The sequence below is a fragment of the Bacteroidota bacterium genome (assembly GCA_034723125.1).
Taxonomy (GTDB): Bacteria; Bacteroidota; Bacteroidia; order CAILMK01; family JAAYUY01; genus JAYEOP01.
The window spans coordinates 1-2387 of record JAYEOP010000369.1 but is presented as its reverse complement, the minus strand read 5'-3'; the positions used below and the strand labels follow the sequence as shown (position 1 = coordinate 2387).

At 27.5% G+C, this 2387-nt stretch carries 1 protein-coding gene; it reads right to left on the bottom strand.

Going from position 1 to position 2387, the window contains the following annotated elements; genetic code table 11:
* Nucleotides 1-520: 520 nt before the first annotated feature.
* Nucleotides 521-2284: a hypothetical protein gene (locus tag U9R42_09885; protein ID MEA3496330.1), complete on the bottom strand. Its 1764-nt coding sequence runs from the start codon at nucleotides 2282-2284 to the stop codon at nucleotides 521-523.
* Between the last annotated feature and the right edge of the window lie 103 nt (nucleotides 2285-2387).

Genomic DNA, 2387 nt, shown 5'->3' with positions numbered 1-2387 from the left:
GTAAGTTTATCTTTTTTATCAAAATACTGAGTTTCATATTTTGAACCTACTTTTATTGGAATATATGCTTCACATTCTTGTGAAAAAACAGTAAATGAAAATGCTAAAAACAAAATAATAAATGTAAATTTTTTCATAAGTAATTAATTTTAAATCTTTTCTAAAAATATTATAATTTTACATTAAAAAACGTATTGTAATTATTTTAATCTTGCAAAGTAAAGTATTTTTTTCTTTATAACCTTAATCAATCTTTAAAATGTATAATTTTAATGCCTAATAGCAAGTTGTGTTCAAAGCAACCATAGAATTTTGAGATATAAACAGTATCTTTTGCAAAGGAGTATTATCTTCAAGAAAATCGAAGAAAAATATTTTTCAACACAACTAATTCAAATATTATTTCGTCTATAATTTAATGGTTCTTATTAGTAGTTCATTTATTTCTTAAGCTATTGCTAATACCTGTATTACAATAATCATTGGTTTGAAAAGCCTCGCTTTAAGTGGGGCTTTTTTATTAATCAGGTTGATACACAAATGTTCCTCTTGATAGTCTGTATTTCTTATTTTTAATTGTAATTGTTTCACCTTCGAGTGTGCTGGCAATATTAACAATATCATTTTCAATGGTATGTACGGTGCCTTTAGTTTTATAAGCAATATTTAAATACTCTAAAGAAACAAAGGAAGTTACTCCGCAAAGAATAATTTTTACGGGAACATTCAATTTTTCAAGCAATTCCATATCACGAACCTGACTGTAATTATCTGCAATTAATATTAGGTTGTCAAATTTCTCGGTTTCTTTAATTGCTTTAATCATAGCTTCCATATCATTCTCAGGATTTTCGCCTCCGTTTCCTGCAACAATTGTTTCTATCATCACGTTAAAAAGATTTTCGTAATTACAATTTTCACAAAAATATATTCCTCCAGTGTTACCTATTCTTTTTCTCTCAATTGGTTTTCCGTCCCCGTCATTAAAAAACACCAGTTCTAAAATATCCTGATCAAGATAATTTAATTTATACCACACAAGCAATTGCCCCGAATAAGGATACATGCTTGCAGTGAGGTCTGTAACAATTAATTTATTTTTCCACTGGGGATTACGATTCATAACTTTTAGCACAGTGCTATCATTAAAATTAAATTTCCCTGAAACGTATTCTTTAAATTTCTTTCTAAAATAACTTCTTTTAACATCTTTGTTTCCCGGAGATTCCAATATTTTTGAACCAATATAATTATATGATTTTGACACTTTTACGGTGGTTGTATCCTTTCTATCACTAAAGTCAAAAACATCAATATTTTTCTCGTATTTTAAATGCAATCTATAGCGTTTGCCATCAGGCACTTTAAAACTTGCTTCACCGTCTCTATTTGTAAATGAAGTATAAATTTTATCTGAACCTTCGACATTTAAATAAACATTTTCTCCAGGAATAGGCATTCCTTCATTGCTATTTATTGTAATATTTATATATCCGTAGGTTACTTCAGGAACTTTTTGCTTAGGTTTCTCACTTATTTTTTTAGTTATTTTATCCTGTTTTTTCTGAGACAAACATGATGGATTAAAATTTATATTTTTCCTAATCATATAACCATGCTTAGGTATTGTAAGCTGACCAACATAGTCATCAAAGCAAATTCCGATTTTTAAAAATTTATTTCTCGGGACAAAAAAGCGGGCTTCACCATTAGATTCATCTGAGTTAGAAATATAAACAATTTTTGATTCAGCATCAAGAAGTCTCACAGGTACAGTCATTAGAACAGGCTTATTAATTCTGTTTAAAAGAATAATTGTTATATCTGCATCACCTATCCCTGCTCTTTGAATTGGCTTTTTTAAAATATCTATAAAAACCGAATCCATTAAAGGCTCTAAATTACTATTTTTAATAGCCTTAAACTTCAAAATAAAAGTTGTTTTATAAAAAGAAAAAGCATACTTTGGCGTTTTGATTTTTTTTATCACTTTGTTATTTCCTATAAATAAATCAAATTCCTTATCAAGAGGAATCAAAAACAATGCATTACCATTGTTTTGTGTTTTGGCTTTATAAATCCTCCCTGAAGGTTTTTGTTTTAAAAAAACCTGAATATTTTTTTTCTTTTGCCCATCAATTCCATAAATTCCAATTTGGAATAAACACTTATCTTCAACAGATTGTTGATTTTTCGGTAAATTTTGCTCAATAGTATCAACAGTATTTTGAGCAATAAGATTAGTAAAACCTCCCAAAAGAAAAAGAAATAAAATAATTCTCATAATTTATTTTTAAAATATATAAGGATGTTCAAAAATACAAAAAAAATCATTACCTGACAATAACAAAATTCATTTTTACAAAACAACTTCTGTCTCACTTCTC